At 65.9% G+C, this 17,451-nt stretch carries 14 protein-coding genes, 1 tRNA gene and 1 pseudogene; 9 read left to right on the top strand and 7 right to left on the bottom strand.

Annotation, left to right across the window (positions count from 1 at the left end; all coding sequences use genetic code 11):
* Nucleotides 1–3: 3 nt before the first annotated feature.
* From mhpA to AWC25_RS14765, 3 genes are read right to left on the bottom strand one after another with little or no spacing between them, the layout of a single operon-like run.
* The gene (mhpA, locus tag AWC25_RS14775; protein ID WP_085167014.1) at nucleotides 4–1,569 is read right to left on the bottom strand and encodes a bifunctional 3-(3-hydroxy-phenyl)propionate/3-hydroxycinnamic acid hydroxylase MhpA; all 1,566 of its coding nucleotides are present in this window, start codon (nucleotides 1,567–1,569) and stop codon (nucleotides 4–6) included.
* 29 nt (nucleotides 1,570–1,598) lie between these two features.
* Nucleotides 1,599–2,543, bottom strand: coding sequence for a fumarylacetoacetate hydrolase family protein (locus AWC25_RS14770; protein WP_069398855.1), 945 nt, complete (start codon nucleotides 2,541–2,543; stop codon nucleotides 1,599–1,601).
* Nucleotides 2,540–3,670 (bottom strand): VOC family protein, encoded by a 1,131-nt coding sequence (locus AWC25_RS14765; protein ID WP_085167013.1) that lies wholly within the window; start codon nucleotides 3,668–3,670, stop codon nucleotides 2,540–2,542. The genes AWC25_RS14770 and AWC25_RS14765 overlap by 4 nt, the downstream gene beginning before the upstream one ends.
* Before the next feature lie 130 nt (nucleotides 3,671–3,800).
* Here AWC25_RS14765 and AWC25_RS14760 point away from each other — a divergent pair, with 130 nt between their 5' ends.
* Nucleotides 3,801–4,463: a TetR/AcrR family transcriptional regulator gene (locus tag AWC25_RS14760; RefSeq protein ID WP_085167012.1), complete on the top strand. Its 663-nt coding sequence runs from the start codon at nucleotides 3,801–3,803 to the stop codon at nucleotides 4,461–4,463.
* Between the two features lie 309 nt (nucleotides 4,464–4,772).
* On the opposite strand, the gene AWC25_RS14755 is transcribed toward AWC25_RS14760, so the two are convergent.
* On the bottom strand, nucleotides 4,773–4,958 hold the full coding sequence (locus AWC25_RS14755; RefSeq protein WP_085167011.1) for a hypothetical protein: 186 nt from the start codon (nucleotides 4,956–4,958) through the stop codon (nucleotides 4,773–4,775).
* Between the two features lie 146 nt (nucleotides 4,959–5,104).
* Between AWC25_RS14755 and AWC25_RS14750 the strand changes: the two genes are divergently transcribed.
* Together AWC25_RS14750 and AWC25_RS14745 are read left to right on the top strand one after the other, a co-directional pair.
* Nucleotides 5,105–5,293: a hypothetical protein gene (locus AWC25_RS14750; protein ID WP_085167010.1), complete on the top strand. Its 189-nt coding sequence runs from the start codon at nucleotides 5,105–5,107 to the stop codon at nucleotides 5,291–5,293.
* Nucleotides 5,293–5,709 (top strand): tyrosine-type recombinase/integrase, encoded by a 417-nt coding sequence (locus AWC25_RS14745; protein ID WP_085167009.1) that lies wholly within the window; start codon nucleotides 5,293–5,295, stop codon nucleotides 5,707–5,709. Before AWC25_RS14750 ends, AWC25_RS14745 begins: the two co-directional genes overlap by 1 nt.
* A 41-nt stretch (nucleotides 5,710–5,750) precedes the next feature.
* On the opposite strand, the gene AWC25_RS14740 is transcribed toward AWC25_RS14745, so the two are convergent.
* Nucleotides 5,751–5,824, bottom strand: a tRNA-Arg gene (locus AWC25_RS14740).
* Between the two features lie 185 nt (nucleotides 5,825–6,009).
* Between AWC25_RS14740 and lipQ the strand changes: the two genes are divergently transcribed.
* From lipQ to AWC25_RS14715, 5 genes are all read left to right on the top strand, one after another.
* Complete coding sequence (lipQ, locus tag AWC25_RS14735) at nucleotides 6,010–7,257, top strand: esterase LipQ (RefSeq protein ID WP_085167075.1); 1,248 nt, start codon at nucleotides 6,010–6,012, stop codon at nucleotides 7,255–7,257.
* Between the two features lie 162 nt (nucleotides 7,258–7,419).
* The gene (locus tag AWC25_RS14730; protein WP_142278851.1) at nucleotides 7,420–8,892 is read left to right on the top strand and encodes a wax ester/triacylglycerol synthase family O-acyltransferase; all 1,473 of its coding nucleotides are present in this window, start codon (nucleotides 7,420–7,422) and stop codon (nucleotides 8,890–8,892) included.
* Nucleotides 8,889–10,640 (top strand): HAD-IB family hydrolase/lysophospholipid acyltransferase family protein, encoded by a 1,752-nt coding sequence (locus AWC25_RS14725; RefSeq protein ID WP_085167007.1) that lies wholly within the window; start codon nucleotides 8,889–8,891, stop codon nucleotides 10,638–10,640. Before AWC25_RS14730 ends, AWC25_RS14725 begins: the two co-directional genes overlap by 4 nt.
* Nucleotides 10,637–12,988, top strand: coding sequence for a glycerol-3-phosphate 1-O-acyltransferase (locus AWC25_RS14720; RefSeq protein ID WP_085167006.1), 2,352 nt, complete (start codon nucleotides 10,637–10,639; stop codon nucleotides 12,986–12,988). Before AWC25_RS14725 ends, AWC25_RS14720 begins: the two co-directional genes overlap by 4 nt.
* Before the next feature lie 37 nt (nucleotides 12,989–13,025).
* A complete protein-coding gene (locus AWC25_RS14715; RefSeq protein ID WP_069398869.1) occupies nucleotides 13,026–15,050 on the top strand; it encodes a bifunctional copper resistance protein CopD/cytochrome c oxidase assembly protein in 2,025 nt (674 codons plus the stop codon).
* Between the two features lie 374 nt (nucleotides 15,051–15,424).
* Here AWC25_RS14715 and AWC25_RS14710 read toward each other — a convergent pair whose 3' ends face one another.
* Nucleotides 15,425–16,666, bottom strand: coding sequence for an HNH endonuclease signature motif containing protein (locus tag AWC25_RS14710; RefSeq protein ID WP_085167005.1), 1,242 nt, complete (start codon nucleotides 16,664–16,666; stop codon nucleotides 15,425–15,427).
* A 236-nt stretch (nucleotides 16,667–16,902) separates the two neighbouring features.
* On the opposite strand from AWC25_RS14710, the gene AWC25_RS14705 reads away from it, so the two are divergent.
* Nucleotides 16,903–17,127, top strand: coding sequence for a hypothetical protein (locus tag AWC25_RS14705; RefSeq protein ID WP_069399430.1), 225 nt, complete (start codon nucleotides 16,903–16,905; stop codon nucleotides 17,125–17,127).
* 45 nt (nucleotides 17,128–17,172) lie between these two features.
* On the opposite strand, the pseudogene AWC25_RS14700 reads toward AWC25_RS14705, so the two are convergent.
* A pseudogene (locus tag AWC25_RS14700) lies at nucleotides 17,173–17,373 on the bottom strand (hypothetical protein); the annotation flags it as partial.
* Nucleotides 17,374–17,451: the final 78 nt, after the last annotated feature.

The raw sequence follows: 17,451 nt of genomic DNA, 5'->3' as shown, positions 1-17,451 counted from the left end.
CGGCTATTCGGAGAGCAGGCGAGCACTGGCGGGTTTGGTGTTCGCCGAACCGAACTGGGGAAGGCTGGGCAAGAGTTTGTCGAGATCGCTGCCCGCCGCCATCACGGTGCCGTCCGGGCGCACGACGGCAACATTGGTCCGGGCGCGGGATAGCCATACGAACAGCTCGGTGTTGCGTTCGGCGATGATCAGACACGCTCCGCGGCCGTCGATGGATGCGCGCTGATCTGTGCGCGGCGACTTCGTGGTGATCACCGCGAACCTGCGTCCCTGAATGTCGTCGAGCCGAATGCCGTTGGCCTGCAGTGTGTTCGGTGCGAGCTGGCCGCCCAGTCCACGGCGGAGCCCGCCGTTCCTGGACACGAGTGCCGACCGGCGCAGTGCGGGGGTGACACCGTCGACGAGCTTGTCATGGAGGCCGGGTACGAGACGCAGGCGCGGCACGATCAGATGGCGGAGGGCAGCTCCGAGCCGTCCGCCTGCCGTCATCGCCCTCCCCATCGCCAAGGCCGTCGCGATCATGTAACGAGCGTGCGGTTTGCGTTCTGCCTCATAGCTATTCAGCACCGCATCGGGCAACGCGCCGTGCAGCACGCCGGCGGTTTTCCAGGCCAGATTCATCGCGTCCCGCAACCCGGCGCACAGTCCCTGGCCGATGAACGGGGGAGTCAGGTGCGCGGCGTCTCCGAGGAGGAAGATCGGCCCCCGGCGCCACTTGTCGGCGATTCGGGCTCGAAAGGTGTACTCGGCGACTCGAATCAGCTCGAGATCATGGTGGTCGGTGCCGGCCGTCCACGCGCCGATCAAGGGCGCCAGAGCGGGCAGATCGGCGAAGTCCTCCGCCGTCTCGCCGTCAAGAAGGCGGAATTCCCAGCGGTAACGTGTTTCGCCGATGCGCATGTAGGTCGCCGCACGCACCGGATCGCACACCTGATGCACGCCCTCCCATTGATCGAGAGCTGCGGCCGTGGCGATGTCGACGACCAGCCAGCGCTGCTCGAAGCGCATGTCCTGCATGGTGCTACCGATGCGCGAGCGGACGATGCTGTTGGCACCGTCGCAACCCAACGCGTAGGTCGCGTCGACGACACGCTCCGCTCCGCCGCCGCGGTCGGTGTAGGTAACGCGCACCAGGCCCTGGTGGCCCTCGGCGACTTCGGTGACCTCGCTGTTACCGCGCAGGACGGCACGCGGGTGGTCCTGCAGGTTGGCGCGCAGCAGACGCTCCAATTCTGGCTGGTCGTACATGTTCGCCTGCGGAAAACCATGCACGCCAACGTCGGTCGTACGACTGAACTCGGCGAGCACCCGATGCCTCTTGTCGAGCAGTCGCAATCCGAGCGCCGGACGCGAAATCTCCGCGAATCGGTCGGCGATGCCGAGGCGGGCGAGGACGCGCATGACCTCGTCGTCCATGTGGACCGCGCGTGGCTGGGGGTAGACGCCCTCCCACCGATCGAGGATCAACACGTCGATGCCGTACTGCGCGAGCAGGGTCGCAACCGTGACGCCGGTGGGTCCAGCGCCGATCACGACGACCGGGACGAACTCCACGCCTTCGGTGTGCATACTGACCAGGGCGCTGAGTAGCTAACGGCTCACGCGTAGACGACCGTCGTGCGTTGGGTGCCGAGGTCGATGGCACCGTCGTCGGTGGCCACCCGGGCCTCGACGACGTCGCCGTGCTGTAGGTATTTCTTGTTGTCCGCCTGACGTTTGAAGAATGCCTTCCACCTCACCGCGGGCGGCAACAAGGAGCCGATGATCTCGATCGGCTTGGGCGGCGCGCTCAGCGCCGTGCCCATGGGTGTGCCGGTCAGGATCAGGTCGCCCGCGAAGAGGTCCTGGAAGCGGATCAACGACTGCAGGGCGCGCAGGGGCCGGTAGAGCATGTCGCCCTCGACGAGTGCGTTCTGCCGTTCGTCACCATTGACCGACAGCCGCAGCCGCAGATCGCCGAAGCGGACGAGCTCTTCGGCGCTGAGCAGGACTAGCGCCGGGCCGGTGGGGGTGAATGTCGGATAGGACTTGGCTTCATAGAACTGCGTCTGGGGCAACTGGACATCTCGCGCAGAGACGTCATTGGTGATGACCAGCCCCGCGATGGCCTCGGGCAAATTAGCGTCGGTAATCGAGGTTCCCACCGGCAGATCCCGCCCGATGACGAGGCCGATCTCCACCTCGTAGTCAAGGAAGCGGACGTGGCGGGGTTTGACGATGTCGTCGTAGGGGCCGCTGATCGAGGCCGACGACTTGCGGAAGAAGGTCAGCGGCATGGTTTTGGGATCCATCCCCGAATCCTTGACATGGGACTCGAAATTGGTCATCTGTGCGATGACCCGGCACGGCTTCGTGAGCGGAGACTGCAGCTGCAGTTCGGCGGGGTCGACGACGTCGGCCCCGCTGTCGGCGGCGGCGGCCGCGATTGCGGCGCGGTCGGCGAGCAACTCCGCGGTGGTGCTGGCATCGGTGCGAATTCGTTTGGCGCCGTTGCTGTTTCGGACGTACCAGGCGTTGGCGGTGCGCAGGACGGAGATGGTCACGAGGAGGCTGCTCTCAGTAGGCCGAAAAGGCGGTGGCGGTCGAATTCGTTGTCGCGGCGAAGTCCGGTGATCATCGACAGCGCTTCGTCGAGGACGAGCCGGGGGCTGGTTCCCAGAAAGTCTTTGGAAACCGGGGGACCCCATTGCGCTAGTCCGGTTGCGGTCAACGGTGCCCATCCGGGTTCGACGGTGTCGTCGAACATGTCGCCGTCAGCGAAATGCTCGACCAGAAAACCGTCCGGATCGCGCCAGTAGTCGAACAGTTGGCTGCCCTGGATGTGACGGCCGATGCCCCATGACCGGGCGTAGCCGCGATCGGCCAGGTACTCACCGCCGGCCGCCAGTGCGTCGAGGTCGGCGACCTGGTAGGCGGAGTGAACGTAGCGGTCGCGCGGGCCAAGAGCCATCGCCAGGGTGTGGTGGTCGGTCGGCGTGGCGCCCCGGTCGCAACGGATGAAGCTCATGGTGGGTCCGCGTTCTCGCTGACCCGGGAAGAACAAAAAGTCGCTGACGATCATGCCGAGGTTGTCGAGATACCAGTCGAGCGACTGCAGATACCTCGTCGACTGCAAGACCACGTGCCCGAGTCGCTGCACGCGCGCCGGCACCCGCGGCGGACGCAGCGTCGTGTTGATCTGTGCAACCTCGTGGTCGGCATTGACGGGCTGGGGTGGTTGCGACGGGAGTGCGGGTAACTCACGCATGCCGGCCACGACGCGCACCGGTATGCCGCTGGGATCGACCAACTCGGCCACCAAGCCCCCTGTGGTCTCGGGGAGCGGTCGCGCCGGCACTCCGACGGCGTCCGCGAGCTTGATGACGTCGATCTCGTCGTGCGCGGCGAAGGCAACTCCGGCGAAGCGACTGCGATCGCCGCGCCGGACGATCACACACGCCGCACCGGGATCGGTTCCGCGCAGGTGCAATTCGTCGGGCGAGCTCAGCGACACCTGGAACCCGAAAGCGCGGGCGAAAGCCTCAGCGCGTACCAGGTCGGGTTTGTCGAACTCCAGCCAGGCGATGTCGCGCACCTTGATCACCGGATTGCGCGACCTTCCGGGATGCTCGCCGCGAAGTGCCCCGTGCGCACTGTGGATGTCGTGATGGACGTCGACTCTGTGACTCACCGGACCTCTTCCCGCGTGTCTGACGAAATCGTCACATACGACGTTACGCTCAGTCAAGACATTTTGACGAAATCCTCATTTCTGAGATAAGGGCCTAGAATGTGCGCAGCGCACGATGCCAAGGAGTCCCATGACCGTTCCAAACGAGCAGACGGCGAACCGGGTCGAGCGCCGGAAACAGCGCACCCGCGCCGCACTCATCAAAGCCGCTCAGACGTTCATCGCCGAAGGGCGGCTGAATGTCCCGGTGCTGGACATAACCCAGGCCGCCGACGTGGGGATGGGCTCTTTCTACAACCACTTCAGCAGCAAGGACGAACTATTCGACGCCGCGGTAACCGACGTCCTCGACGCGCACGGAGCGCTGCTCGACGCGTTGACCGCACCCATCGACGATCCCGCCGAAACCTTCGCGTGCAGCTTCCGGTTGACCGGACGGCTGTTCCGTCGACGTCCGCGGGAGTCCCAGATCATCCTGAACAACGGGCTCGCGCTCATCAGTTCCGAGCGCGGCGTCGCCCCGCGAGCGCGACGCGATCTCTCCGCCGCCATCAAGGCCGGGCGCTTCACCATCGCCGACCCAGACCTAGCGCTCACCATCGCGGGTGGCGTCCTGATAGGTGCCGGCGTCCTCATCAGGGACCGCCCCGATCGCGATGACGGAGTCATCGCCGACCAAGTGACCCAGGAACTTCTACGCCTCTTCGGACTGCCCGACCGCGAGGCTCACGGAATCTGCAGCAAGCCCCTGCCGGACCTCGACAGCCTGTCGAAGCCCGACTCGGCCGCCTGATCCAAGCATCACCCGAGGTAATACAACCTGCTGGTGCCCCCGGCACGACTCGAACGTGCGACCTAGGGATTAGGAAATTTAGCGTTATGGCACATTCCGGAAAGTAACGTGAGATAACGACTCACGCTGTGGCACAAGGGTTTAAGCCAACTGGATCAAACCGGAGCTAACGGGAATTAACGGCGTAGGCCCGCCATATTCGCCGAATAAACGGCAGAAATTGAAGAGTCCCCGCGCCTGCGCGAGCAGGCCGGGGAGTGACCGACTGACAAGGAGTCGATGTGTCTATCTTAACCTCGGAGAACGTGCTCAACGCCGGCCGTCGCGAATCTGGTAGATCCGGGGCACTGATACCCCTACGGCGTCGGCAAGCTCCCGACCGGGAATGCCCTGGGCGAAGCCTTCGCAGACGAGGCGACGTATCTCGGCGTCGTCGTCCGCGCGATGCCGTTCACGGCGCCTGACGGCGCGTCTGATCAGGGCCAAGTGATTCATGGTCCGATCAGTATAGCGTCGCTAGAAGCATCTCCGTCGCCCCCGCCTTGTTTTTCGGCGTTTGCCGAAAATGCCCTTGTTGAATATGTTATAGCAATGCTATAAATAATACTTCTCCAAACAACTCCTCTCGAAAGGAAGTGGCCATGACCACCACCAATAATCTGCGACCTGACGTCCCTGATGTCCCGTTGCCCGCGGGCGCCCTCTGGGTTGACGGCTGGGAAAACCTGGGGCAGCCGGATGATTACCGCAGCTTCGGCTACAGGCATTGCATGATCCCGGCGGACGACGGCTCTCAGGAAAGGTTGTTCGGGCGGCGGGCAAGGGTGTAATGCGTGTCGCGGAGACCAAGACAGAGGACAGTGCCCGGACGGTACCGCTACCGAAGTTCGCTGCCGACGCGCTCAATGCGCGCCGCAGGCGGGCAATCGAAGGGGAGTGCGAGGTGATCTTCCCGTCATCGGTCGGCACGTTGCGCGATCCAGACAACTTCTCGCAACAGTGGCGCGAGGCCCGTGCCGCGCTCGGCGTACCGGACGTGACGTCGCACTCGTTCCGCAAGACCGTCGCGACCTTGATCGATGAGGGCGGCTTGTCTGCCCGCATCGGTGCTGACCAGCTCGGCCACGCCAAGGTGTCGATGACACAGGACACGTACATGAAACGAGGCCAGGTGCACTCCGAGGTCGCTGACCTGCTCGACACGGCCGTGTCGGGTACCGCTCCAAATCCGCCGAATAAGCGGTGAATCGAGGTATATTTGAAGCACTAAAAATCTTCTCTGACCTGCGCCCCCGGCAGGATTCGAACCTGCGACCTAGGGATTAGAAGGCCCTTGCTCTATCCACCTGAGCTACGGAGGCAATGCGCAGGTCAGTCTATCCAAGAATGCCCGCAACCCCGACTCGCCGGCGCGACACGCGCGAAAAGCATTGCACCGCTAGCGAAACCGGTTATCGTATAGACCCTCGACACACGGACAACATCAGCCGGTAAACGGCTGTTAACCGCAACGAGGCGTGTGCATGAGGTCGAGGAGAGCCGTTCGATGGGCGTGGCCAGGAGCAAGACCGGGCGGTACGCCAGTGCTGGTGCGCAAGCGTTCCGCCTGTTGGCCGAGGCCAGGGGCGCGTCCCGGGCGGCCGCCCTGCTGCTGCGCGGTTCGCCGTTCGCCGTGGGCTGGTTTGCCGGCTGGCTGACCACCGAGTTTCCCCCGCACGTGGTAACCGGGCACGCGCTGTCGCGAGTCTCGACGCCCGCGATCGGTCGGGTCGGCGCCACCTGGGCCGGCCAGCGCGCGGAGCAGACGCTCACCGCGGCGCTCGAGGAGACGTTCGGGTCGGGATATGTCGACGATGTGTGCCACCCCGCCTGCGAAGAGTCCGAATGCGCACCACGCGGCGGGCTGTTGAAGCGACCCGGCCCACACCGTCGGTATGCCGCACAGACCTCCGATATCGCTTACGGGCCGCACGGTCGCGACAATCTGCTGGACATCTGGCGCCGCCACGACACGACGCCTGGCCGGCGCGCGCCCGTGTTGATCCAGGTCCCCGGCGGGGCGTGGGCCGTCAACGGGAAACGCGGTCAGGCCTACACGCTGATGAGCCGGATGGTCGAACTGGGCTGGATCTGCGTGTCGATCGACTACAGCAAGAGCCCGCGGGCCACCTTCCCGGCGCACCTGATCGACGTGAAGCGGGCCATCGCCTGGGTCCGCGAGAACATCGCCGACTACGGCGGCGACCCCAGCTTCATCGCCATCACCGGCGGCTCGGCCGGCGGACACCTCGCCTCATTGGCGGCGCTGACCCCCAACGATCCGCAATTCCAGCCGGGATTCGAAGAGGCCGACACCACGGTCCAGGCGGCGGTGCCCTATTACGGGGTCTACGACTTCACCAACGCCGACACCATGCACGAGCTGATGATGCCGTTCCTCGAACAGTTCGTCATGCGCGCTCGATACACCGAGACACCCGAACGGTTCCGCGCGGCGTCGCCGATTTCCTACGTCCACGACCAAGCGCCGCCCTTCTTCGTACTGCACGGACAGAAGGACGAATTGGTGCCCTGCACCCAGGCCAGGGACTTCTGCGCGGCGATGCGTGCGGCCGGCGCCCCGGTGGTGGCGCACGCCGAGCTCGCCAACGCCCACCACGCGTTCGACATCCTGTCCACGGCCCGGTCGCGGCTGGCCGCCAACGCCGTCGGCGACTTTTTGGGCATCGTCTACGGCCGTCGGGACAGCTCGCTGATCGACTCGTGGCCGCTCTCGGCGACCTCAGCCAGCTGAGTTGCGCACGGCTCACGACCCGTGACCGGCTCGCGTAGCGACCGAATCGTGCCTTTCACCGGCCCGTCATCCCGACTAGCGTTGGTGGGGCTATCCGGGTGATGAAGCTGAATCAGGAGGCTTGATCGGCTGTGACGAGGTTGACGCGTCGAGTTGATGATCATGGCTGAGCCCGACGGACGTCCCAGATTGCCCGACGAGCTGGGGCCGGTGGACTATCTGCTGCATCGTGGCGAAGCCAACCCGCGTACCCGCTCGGGCATCATGGCGCTGGAACTGCTTGATAGCACGCCGGACTGGGACCGGTTCCGGACCCGGTTCGAGAACGCGTCGCGAAAGGTGCTGCGGCTTAGGCAGAAGGTCGTCGTGCCGACATTGCCCACCGCGTCCCCGCGCTGGGTGGTCGACCCCGACTTCAACCTGGACTTCCACGTCCGCCGGCTGCGGGTGTCCGAACCGGGCACGCTGCGCCAGGTGTTCGACCTCGGCGAGCTGATTTTGCAGTCGCCACTGGACATCTCGCGGCCGCTGTGGACGGCCACCCTGGTGGAAGGATTGCCCGACGGCAAGGCCGCGACGCTGCTGCACGTCAGCCACGCCGTCACCGACGGTGTGGGTGGTGTCGAGATGTTCGCCGAAATCTACGATCTCGAACGCGATCCGCCGGCCAAACCGACACCGCCGGTGCCGGTCCCGCAAGACCTGTCGCCCAACGACCTGATGCGCCAGGGCCTAAACCGCTTGCCGCTGAACATCGTCGGCGGTGTCGTGGGTGCGGTGGCCGGGGCGGTGTCGGCCGCCGGTCGGGCCGTCCTGGAACCGGTGTCGACGGTTTCGGGAATCGTGGACTACGCGGTGTCGGGAGTGCGGGTGATCAATCGCGCCGCGGAGCCTTCGCCGTTGTTGCGTCGGCGCAGCCTGGCGTCGCGCACCGAGGCGATCGACATCCGACTCTCCGATCTGCACAAGGCCGCCAAGGCCGGCGGCGGATCGATCAACGACGCGTACCTGGCCGGTCTATCAGGCGCGCTGCGCCGCTACCACCAGGCGCTCGGAGTACCGATCGGCACGTTGCCGATGGCGGTGCCGGTTTCGCTGCGGGCCGACGCCGACACTGCCGGCGGCAACCGGTTCACCGGCGTGAACCTGGCCGCGCCACTGGGTACCGCGGATCCGGTGTCGCGCATGAAGAAGATCCGCGCCCAGATGACCCAGCGCCGCGACGAGCCGGCGATGAACATCATCGGTGCGTTGGCGCCGGTGCTCAGCGTCTTGCCCTCGGCGGTGCTAGAGGGCATCACCGGCTCGGTCATCGGCTCGGATGTACAGGCCAGCAATGTTCCGGTGTACCCGGGCGACACGTACATTGCCGGCGCAAAAGTCTTGCGGCAGTACGGCATTGGTCCGTTACCCGGCGTCGCGATGATGGTGGTGCTGATTTCGCGAGGGGGTTGGTGCACCATCACCGTGCGCTATGACCGCGCGGCGGTGCGAGAGGAGGCGTTGTTCGCCCAATGCCTGCTGGAGGGCTTCGATGAGATCCTCGCGCTCGCCGGTGACCCGCCGCCACGCGCGGTGCCCGCGTCGTTCGTCGCCCAAACCGAAGCGACGTCGCGATCGGTGTCGAGCTCATGAGCCCCGCCGAAGACAACCAGAAGGGAGCGCCCGCAAAGGATTTGCGGCTACCCGGTTCGGTCGCCGAGATCCTCGCCAGTCCGCCCGGGCCCAAGATCGGCGCGTTCTTCGACCTGGACGGGACCCTGGTCGCCGGTTTCACCGCCGTCATCTTGACCCAGGAGCGGCTGCGGCGGCGCGACATGGGGGTTGGGGAGTTGCTTTCCATGGTTCAGGCGGGTCTCAACCACACTCTTGGGCGCATCGAGTTCGAGGACCTGATCGGTAAGGCCTCCGCCGCGCTGGCTGGGAGGCTGTTGACCGACCTGGACGAGATCGGCGAGCGACTGTTCGCCCAACGGATCGAGTCGCGCATCTACCCGGAGATGCGGGAACTGGTGCGCGCCCACGTCGCCCGCGGCCACACCGTGGTGCTCAGCTCGTCAGCGCTGACCATCCAGGTCAACCCGGTGGCCCGATTCCTGGGCATCACCAACACCCTGACCAACAAGTTCGAGACCAACGAAGACGGACTGCTGACCGGCAAGGTGGTGAGGCCCATCCTATGGGGACCGGGCAAAGCCGCTGCGGTGCAACGGTTTGCGGCCGAACACGACATCGATCTCAAAGACAGCTACTTTTACGCCGACGGCGACGAGGACGTCGCGTTGATGTATCTGGTCGGCAATCCACGCCCCACCAATCCTGAAGGCAAGATGGCCGCGGTCGCCAAGCGGCGCGGCTGGCCGATCCTGCGTTTCAACAGTCGCGGTCCGGTGGGATTGCGACGGCAGATACGGACCCTGGCCGGCATCGGGTCGATGTTCCCGGTCGCGGCCGGCGCGGTGGGGGTGGGTTTGTTGACCGGCAGCCGCCGCCGTGGCGTCAACTTCTTCACCTCGACGTTCCCGCAGTCGTTGCTGATGACCGCCGGTGTCAGCCTGAATGTCATCGGCAAAGAGAACCTGACCGCGCAGCGCCCCGCGGTGTTCATCTTCAATCACCGTAACCAGGTTGATGCCTTGATTGCCGGCTCGCTGGTGCGCGACAACTGGGTCGCCGTGGGCAAAAAGGAGTTACAAAAGGACCCGATCATCGGCACGCTGGGCCGGTTGACCGACGGCGTGTTCATCGACCGCGACGATCCGGTCGCCGCCATGGAAACGATGCGCACGGTAGAGGAGCGGGCCAAGAAGGGCCTGTCGATTCTGATCGCGCCCGAGGGTACTCGGATGGACACCACCGAGGTCGGGCCGTTCAAGAAGGGGCCCTTCCGGATCGCGATGGCGGTCGGGATTCCGATCGTGCCCATCGTGATCCGTAACGCGGAGCTCGTCGCCGCCCGCAACTCCACCACGATCAATCCGGGCACGGTGGACGTCGCGGTGTTCCCGCCGATTTCGGTGCAGGACTGGACCGTTGAGACGTTGCCCGACCGCATCGCCGAGGTGCGCCAGCTGTATCTGGACACGTTGGCCAACTGGCCGGCTGACGAACTGCCCGAGGTCGATCTGTACGCCGAGAAGAAGGCGGCGAAGAAATCAGGGCCGGCCAAGTCCCCGACCAAGAAGGCCAAGGCGCCGGCCAAGAAAGCGAAGCCCAAGAAGGCGGCGCCCAAGAAGGCGGCGCCCAAGCCTGCTGCCAAACCCCAGGCCGCCCCGCAGCATCCGAACCTATCGGAAGTTGCGCTTAAAGACGGTCAGACGCCGCAGCCGGCCCCGAAGGAATCCGACACCGAGATGACCTCCCCGCCCGAAGGGCGCACGTGACGCAATTGGCCGCGGCTAGCAGCGCAGTCCTGACGGCACAGGATTCGCTGGTGCTGGCGTCCATGCGGTCTGGTGTCGAAACCCAGCTGGTGATGGACTGGCTGGGTCAGCAACGAGCACGCAACCCGGATGTGAAGCTCGATGTGCTCAAACTGCCCGCCGGCGCGTCGTCGTCGGCGCTGAATCTTCTTGCCGATCAACTGGCTTCGGGGGAGGACCGGTTTATCGTGCCGGTGCGGGTGTTCTGGCTGCCCGCCCCGGATCGCGGCAGAGTCGCGAAAGTCGCCGGGCTGCTGCCGGGTTGGGATCCCTACCACCCCAATGCCCGTCGCCAGCGCCACATCGTGCGTAGCGATCCGCACCGAGCCCGGGTTGTAGCCGGTGAAGCAGCCAAGGTGTCCGAACTCCGTCAGCAGTGGCACGACACCACCGTCGGCGAGGACGAGCGCGACTTCGCCCAATTCGTCACGCGCCGAGCGCTTTTGGCGTTGGAGCGGGCCGAGTACCGGATACTGGGCCCGCAATACAAATCTCCTCGACTGTTGAAACCCGAGATCCTGGCGTCCTCCCGGTTCCGCGCCGGGCTGAAAGCCATTCCGGGCGCGACCGTCGAGGAGGCGGGCAAGATGCTCGACGAGTTGGCCACCGGGTGGAGCCGGGTGTCCGTCGACCTCGTTTCCGTCTTGGCCAGGGCGGTGTGCCGCGGATTCGACCCCGAAATCGATTATGACGCCTTCCAGGTCGCCGCCATGCGCAACGCGCTGGAAATCCATCCCGCGGTCCTGCTGTTCTCGCACCGCTCCTACATCGATGGCGCCGTGGTGCCGGTGGCGATGCAGGAGAATCGGCTGCCACCGGTGCATGTATTCGCCGGCATCAACCTGTCATTCGGCCTGATGGGCCCGCTGCTGCGGCGCTCCGGCGTCATTTTCATCCGCCGCGACATCGCCAACAACCCGCTCTATCGGTACGTCCTGCGTGAGTACGTCGGTTACATCGTCGAGAAGCGGTTCAACCTGAGCTGGTCGATCGAGGGCACCCGCTCGCGCACCGGCAAGATGCTGCCGCCCAAGCTCGGTTTGATGTCCTATGTGGCCGACGCGTATCTCGATGGCCGTAGTGAAGACATTCTGCTGCAACCGGTTTCGATCGGTTTCGATCAGCTGCACGAGACGGCCGAGTACGCGGCCTACGCTCGCGGCGGGGAGAAGACACCCGAGGGCGTGCTGTGGCTGTACAACTTCATCAAGGCGCAGGGCGAACGTAACTACGGCAAGATCTACGTCCGCTTCCCCGAGGCCGTGTCGATGCGACAATACCTCGGCCCGTCGCACGGCCCGCTGGACCACGACCGCGACGCGAAACGCCTTGCGCTGCAAAAGATGTCGTTCGAAGTGGCGTGGCGAATTTTGCGTGCGACGCCGGTGACGGCGACGGGTCTGGTATGCGCGTTGCTGCTGACCACGCGTGGCGCGGCGCTGACGCTGGACCAACTGCACCACACGCTGCAGGACTCCTTGGACTACCTCGACCGCAAGCAGACGCCCGTGTCCACCAGTGCGCTGCGGCTGCGCACCCGGGATGGGGTGCGTGCGGCCGTTGACGCCCTGTCGAGTGGGCACCCGATCACCCGCGTCGACAGCGGGCGAGAACCGGTGTGGCTCATCGCACCCGACAGCGAGCACGCCGCCGCGTTTTACCGGAACTCGGTCATCCACGCCTTCTTGGAGACCTCGATTGTCGAACTTGCGCTGGCTCATGCCCGTACCGTCGACGGCGACCGCATGGCGGCATTCTGGGCGCAGGCGATGCGGCTGCGTGATCTGCTGAAATTCGACTTCTATTTCGCCGACTCGGTGGCGTTCCGCGAGCACATCGCCGAGGAGATGGCCTGGCACGACGACTGGCAAGCGCACGTCGCCGCCGGCGGCGAGGAGATCGACGCGATGCTATTCGCCAAGCGCCCCCTGATGGCCGACGCGATGTTGCGGGTGTTCTTCGAGGCCTACGAGATCGTCGCCGACGTGCTGCGCGATGCGCCCGCCGACGTCGGGCAGCGGGAACTCACGGAGTCGGCGCTCGGAGTCGGCCGCCAATACGTGGCACAAACCCGGGTGCGCAGCAGCGAGTCGGTGTCCACGCTGCTCTTCGCCACCGCCCGGCAGGTCGTCGCCGATCAGGATCTGATCGGCCCGGCGCCGGATCTGGCCGAACGCCGGATCGCCTTCCGGCGCGAATTGCGCGCCATTCTGCGCGACTTCGACTACGTCGAGAACATCGCGCGCAACCAATTCCTTGCCCGCGAGTACCGGGCACGCGAGGAGCGCGCCGCCCGACCGACCGGGTAGCGCGGGGTTTGCCGGCGACCGCCCATACCCTGGACGCATGACGGGTCGGCAGTCCACAGCCAGTGCGCAGGAGACGGTGTGGCCACTGCTCACCGGCGTCGCGGTGCTGGCCGGTGGCACGGCCGCCGGCATCGGAGCGCTCTCGCTGGCCGAGGCATTGACGGCCACCGGGTTACCCGACCCCGGCCCGGCGACCACGCTGGGCCTGCCGTTCGTGCGGGCGGTGGGGGAGATCGCCGCGGTACTGGCCGTGGGATCGTTCCTGTTCGCGGCATTTCTGGTGCCGCCGCAGCAGTCCGGCGTGCTGGACGCCGGCGGTTACCGGGCGCTGCGGCTGGGAACGGTCGCCTCTGCGGTCTGGACGGTGTGCGCCGTCCTGCTGATCCCGCTGACGATTTCCGACGTGTCCGGCCATCGGGTGTCCGAGCAGCTCGATCCGCTCCGGCTGTGGTCACTGGCCAGCCTCATCAGCACCGCCTCCGCTTGGCGCTGGACGGCGGTCCTGGCCGCGCTGGTGACGCTGGCCAGCTCCGCGGTGCTGCGCTGGTCGTGGACCCCGCTGTTGTGCGTCGGAGCCGCGATCACCTTAATTCCCCTCGGGCTCACCGGTCACTCGTCGGCCGGCGGCTCGCATGACCTGGCCACCAACAGCCTGCTGATTCACCTGGTCGCCGCCAGCGTGTGGGCCGGTGGCCTGCTGGCGCTGCTGGCCCATTCGCTGCGCGGGGGCGACCACCTCGCGCTGGCCGCGCGACGCTTCTCGATGATCGCGCTGTGGTGCTGGGTCGCGATGGGGTTCAGCGGCGTGATGAACGCCTTGGTGCGGGTGTTGCCGTCGGACCTGCTGACCACCACCTACGGGCGGCTGGTGCTGGCCAAGTTCGTCGCGCTGTGCGCGCTGGGCGTGCTGGGCTGGCGGCAGCGCCGGACGGGAGTCGCTGCCCTGCAACGCGATCCCGCGGCGCGCAAGCCCCTGATCCGGTTGGCCCTCGCCGAGGCGGCCCTGTTCGGGGTGACGTTCGGCATCGCCGTCGGGCTGGGCCGCACCCCGCCGCCGCCACCACCGAACCCGCTGCCGTCGATCCCGGAAGCCGAGATCGGCTACGACTTCGACGGACCGCCTACCCTGGCCCGCGTCTTGTTTGACTGGCGCTTCGATCTGGTCTTCGGCACGGCCGCCATCGTCTTCGCGGCGCTGTATGTGGCGGCGGTACTGCGGCTGCGGCGCCGCGGCGACCACTGGCCTGCTGGCCGCATTTTGGCCTGGCTGTTGGGGTGTTTGACCCTGCTGTTTGTCACCTCGTCGGGCGTTGGCCGGTACATGCCGGCGATGTTCAGCATGCACATGGCCGCGCATATGGGGTTGTCGATGCTGGTGCCGATCCTGCTGGTGCTCGGCGCCCCGGTTAGCCTCGCGCTGCGCGCGCTGCCCGCCGCCGGACGCAACGACCCACCCGGCATGCGGGAATGGCTCCTCGCCGCTCTGCACAGCAAGGTGTCGCGCGTGCTGACCAATCCGATCGTGGCCACCGTGCTGTTCGTCGCCGGGTTTTACGGCCTGTACTTCAGTAGCATTTTCGACGCCGCGGTGGGCAGTCACTCCGGGCACCTGGCGATGAATGTGCACTTCCTGGTCAGCGGCTACCTGTTCTATTGGGTGGTGATCGGCGTGGACCCGACACCCCGGCCGATCCCGCCGCTGGCCAAGGTGGGTGTGGTGTTCGCCTCGCTGCCCTTGCATGCCTTCTTCGGGGTGGAGCTGATGGGCACCCCCACCGTGCTCGGCGAGGCCTACTACCGGTCCCTGGGTTTGAGTTGGCACACCGATCTGGTGGGTGACCAGCACCTGGGCGGGGGTATCGCCTGGGCGGCGGGGGAGGTGCCGCTCGTGATCGTGATGCTGGCCCTGCTGGTGCAGTGGGCGCGCAGCGACGAGCGGACCGCACGGCGCCTCGACCGGGCGGCCGATCGCGACGACGACGCCGACCTGGCCGCCTACAACGCGATGCTGGCCCAACTGGCTCGCGGGTCGGTTCGGCCGTCGAGCGATCCGCGAGCGTAACGGCAGCGCTTGCCGATAGCCCGACGGCGGTGTGCCTGTCGGATTTCTGGTGACCGGTGATTGGCTGGCTTCGGCGACAGGCGCTCGAATGCATTCGCTTGCAATCGGCTGTGTGCAGTCTGTCGTCGGCTTGAACCCAGACTTTGACGCTCTGGCCAAGCTCAATGCCCGCGGTGTGATCGTCACCGGTCGCGGCGACGCCGATGCTGACTTTGACTCCCCGATTCTTTGCGCCCGCCGCCGGGATAGACGAAACGCTTATCGGTTCTCAGTTGCCACCTAGTGCTTCGATGACGTGCCGCACCTCCGCGCCGGTGCGGGTCACCCATGTGAGACGAAATCGTCTATGTCCCAATGGGTTTGGGTGTTGTGGTTTAGTTGGGTGGTGGTTGGGGTTGGAAGGGTTGGTACCACCACCATTGGGCGCGTTCGCCGGTGGGTCCGGGACACGGTGGCACGTTGGGTGGGGGTTGTTGGGGTGGGCGTGCCAGTGATGCGTTGCTGAGTTGGCGGCCGGTGTTGTCGGTGATGATCAGGTGGTCGGCGGGGCCGGTGAGGGTGATCAGGCCGCGGTGGTGGGCCCGGTGGTGGTAGGGGCAGACCAACACGAGGTTGGCTAGCTCGGTGGCACCGCCGTGTTCCCAGTGCAGGAGGTGGTGGGCGTGCAGACCGCGGGTGGCCGCACAGCCGGGTACCACGCAGGTGCGGTCGCGGTGTTCGAGGGCGCGGCGTAGCCGCCGGTTGATCACCCGGGTGCTGCGCCCGGCGCCGAGGGGTTGGCCGTCGCGTTCAAACCAGACTTCACAGGTGGCCTCGCAGGTCAGGTATTGGCGTTCGGCTTCCGACAGCAGCGGACCCAGATGCAGCGCCGCGGCCCGGGCGGCCACATCCAGGTGCACCACCACCGTGGTGTGTTGCCCGTGTGGGCGGCGGGTCGCCTCGACATCCCAGCCCGTCTCCACCAGGCGCAGGAATGCCTCCATCGTCCCCGGCAGCGGTGGCACCACCTCACCGTTGCTGGTGGCGTGATCCTGTTTCCACTCTGCGAGTAGCGCCTCGCGGTGCGACGCCAACGCCGCCTCGAACCTCGCCGCATCGAGGTGGGCAAGTTTGATCCGCCAGCAGGTGAACTCCTCATCGGAGGTCTTGTTGATCGAGGCGTGCGGGGCCGGGCGGGGTTCGGGGGCGGGTCGCGGTTGGAGTTTGACCGCGGTGCGTAACTGGTTGACCGTGGCCACCGGAGCCAGCGCCGCGTAATGCTCATCAGAACCCGGCCCCGCCCCCGCGGCGATCACCCCGAGCTGATCCAGTGACACTCGACCGTCTCGCATCTGCGCCGCGCAGCGGGGAAACTCCTCGAGCCGATGCGCCACGGTGGCGATGGTATGGGCGTTGGTCGATGACGACCCGGTCTTCCAGGCCACCAACGCCGCCACCGACCGCGCACCGGTCATCCCGCACAACCCGTCACGCTCAATCTCGGCGGTGATTTGCACAATGCGGGCATCAATGGCATTGCGCTGACCGGTCAACTCCGCCAACTCCCCAAACAACACCTCCAACCGCTCCTTCGGGCTGACCCCCACCACGGCGCTCGACAATCCGGTCAACGACATACCCCCATCCTCACGACCGGCTACGACAAAACACGCCCCACAACCCCACCCCAACCCCGACACCCCACGTCCTTATCCACAGTCACAAATCCGTCCACAAACCCAGCCGAACATCGGACCGGCAGCATTTACTCGGCTCCGGGTCGGAGGCGGGTGGTTTGTGAAACGCATGCTCTGATGTCGCGTCGGGGCGCGGGCTATTTCCTCACCAGCGGAATTGACCTAACGTGTCAGAGATGGAGGCAGATGCAACTCCGGAGTCGGTGCCGGTCGAGAAATTGCACTCGGGCGACCCGATCACCGATTGTGGTCAGCGATACATAGTTCTCGAGTCGAAATCTCTCGGCGATAGCTGCGTCGTGCTGGAGCTGGAGTCCCGCGTGGACCACCAACTGCAGGTCATCGAGAAGTCGTTTCCGGCCGGATACCAGGTCGATCGGGCAAACCACCGAATTCTCTAACGAATTCTGCACGGCCCGAATAGCGCGCGAGTAGCCGTTCGACGGCTACCGCGCTTTTGTGTTTTCAGACGAAATATTCGCGTCCCGCCATGCTCGATCGCCGCGCGGTGGCCGAATGTCGTTGGGGTCGTTCGGGTCGGGGTCGCCGAACCATCGTGTGGGCTCGTGCTGTCCATAAGAGTCATGCCAGTCCCACCATTCGTACGGCGCGGTCTGCGGGTAGCCCGGCGGCGAATCCTCCCAGGACGGTCAAGTCCAGGGACGTGGTGTACGAGGCCGTCGGGTGATTCTTCGACTTGATGGTTTAGGCGGTCAGTGCCGCTG

This window comes from Mycobacterium sherrisii (genome assembly GCF_002102355.1).
Classification (GTDB): Bacteria; Actinomycetota; Actinomycetes; order Mycobacteriales; family Mycobacteriaceae; genus Mycobacterium; species Mycobacterium sherrisii.
This window is presented reverse-complemented; position numbering and strand designations above follow the sequence as displayed.

Excerpts from the sequence above, each read along its gene's own strand:
- mhpA (WP_085167014.1), bottom strand. The coding sequence starts at position 1,569 with ATGCACACCGAAGGCGTGGAGTTCGTCCCGGTCGTCGTGATCGGCGCT.
- AWC25_RS14760 (WP_085167012.1), top strand. The coding sequence starts at position 3,801 with ATGACCGTTCCAAACGAGCAGACGGCGAACCGGGTCGAGCGCCGGAAA.
- AWC25_RS14755 (WP_085167011.1), bottom strand. The coding sequence starts at position 4,958 with ATGAATCACTTGGCCCTGATCAGACGCGCCGTCAGGCGCCGTGAACGG.
- AWC25_RS14750 (WP_085167010.1), top strand. The coding sequence starts at position 5,105 with ATGACCACCACCAATAATCTGCGACCTGACGTCCCTGATGTCCCGTTG.
- AWC25_RS14745 (WP_085167009.1), top strand. The coding sequence starts at position 5,293 with ATGCGTGTCGCGGAGACCAAGACAGAGGACAGTGCCCGGACGGTACCG.
- lipQ (WP_085167075.1), top strand. The coding sequence starts at position 6,010 with ATGGGCGTGGCCAGGAGCAAGACCGGGCGGTACGCCAGTGCTGGTGCG.
- AWC25_RS14730 (WP_142278851.1), top strand. The coding sequence starts at position 7,420 with ATGGCTGAGCCCGACGGACGTCCCAGATTGCCCGACGAGCTGGGGCCG.
- AWC25_RS14725 (WP_085167007.1), top strand. The coding sequence starts at position 8,889 with ATGAGCCCCGCCGAAGACAACCAGAAGGGAGCGCCCGCAAAGGATTTG.
- AWC25_RS14715 (WP_069398869.1), top strand. The coding sequence starts at position 13,026 with ATGACGGGTCGGCAGTCCACAGCCAGTGCGCAGGAGACGGTGTGGCCA.
- AWC25_RS14710 (WP_085167005.1), bottom strand. The coding sequence starts at position 16,666 with ATGTCGTTGACCGGATTGTCGAGCGCCGTGGTGGGGGTCAGCCCGAAG.
- AWC25_RS14705 (WP_069399430.1), top strand. The coding sequence starts at position 16,903 with ATGGAGGCAGATGCAACTCCGGAGTCGGTGCCGGTCGAGAAATTGCAC.